This is a genomic window from Patiriisocius sp. 208BN25-11, from assembly GCF_058147145.1.
The window spans coordinates 1-989 of record NZ_JBYVJY010000038.1; the positions used below are offsets into that span (position 1 = coordinate 1).

A 989-nucleotide genomic window follows, 5' to 3' on the forward strand; every position below is an offset into this window, starting at 1 on the left:
TTGATTGTCCGTAATTTATCATAATCCTGTAATGCCTGCTATTACTATTCTATCGAACAAACGCTCTCCAAAATATCTTCTATTAAGTTTATAAATAAACTCATTTAGGTATAATTGAAGGTATTTCCCCTTTATTTTATGATAATTACCTAGTAATGTTCGTTTGGCATTACTGATAGTTATATGTACCCATTGCAAGGTTTGTTTTGTGGTATTCTTGTCAGATTTTTCTGTTATATGTAACTCCACATAATCGGCAATATCTATGTAAGAAGTACTTTGGTCGCTAAATACAATGGTAGATTCTTCAAGGGTTTGTTTGAGTTCTTGTGCTACTTCTTCTTTTCTGTGTGTTTCTAACACAGTAGCCTTAAAGTATCTACAATGCTTAGATTTTTTACCAGTTTTCAAATCTTCTAACGGAATTGATTCTGCCGAAATAGCTACATTTTGTTTTCCTACAGCTCCTCTACCTCTTATGCCTTTACTTTTCTCAAGTTCTGAAGCTTCAACAGTAAAATACCCTTCGTCAAACTCTACCATCCCTTCTAAGGTGTACCTTGCATCTCTATTGCCCATAGCCTTACGTAATTTGTGTACCATTGCCCAAACAGGCTCATAGCGTTTTAAGCCAAGCTGCTTCTGAATTTCCTTTGTAGAAAATCCTTTCTTGGTAACACTCATTAAAAACATAGTCTTATACCAAATCATAAAAGATAGGTTGGAACTCTGCATTATAGTTCCACTACGAAGTGATGTACGACTACGGCAATTTTTACACTCGTAACTCCATCTACTTTTAATCCAATAGTGATGAGTATGAGAACATTTTGAACAAACAACCCCAATCTTATCACGTTCTTCCTTAAAGTGATTCCTACAGGCTTCCTCACTATGGAAATGTGCCGAAAAACTAAATATATTCATATCCATTATTTTAATCTAAAATACAAAATAATTATCAATTATGAGTGTTTACGGACAATCAA

General features: G+C 33.9%; 1 protein-coding gene. It reads right to left on the minus strand.

Annotated elements, in window-relative coordinates; genetic code table 11:
• Positions 1-18 precede the first annotated feature (18 nt).
• Positions 19-927 (minus strand): IS1595 family transposase, encoded by a 909-nt coding sequence (locus ACY2RS_RS15455; protein WP_490099569.1) that lies wholly within the window; start codon positions 925-927, stop codon positions 19-21.
• Positions 928-989 lie beyond the last annotated feature (62 nt).

What these genes read in the sequence shown, in the direction of transcription:
- ACY2RS_RS15455 (WP_490099569.1), bottom strand. Translation starts at nt 927, where the DNA reads ATGAATATATTTAGTTTTTCGGCACATTTCCATAGTGAGGAAGCCTGT.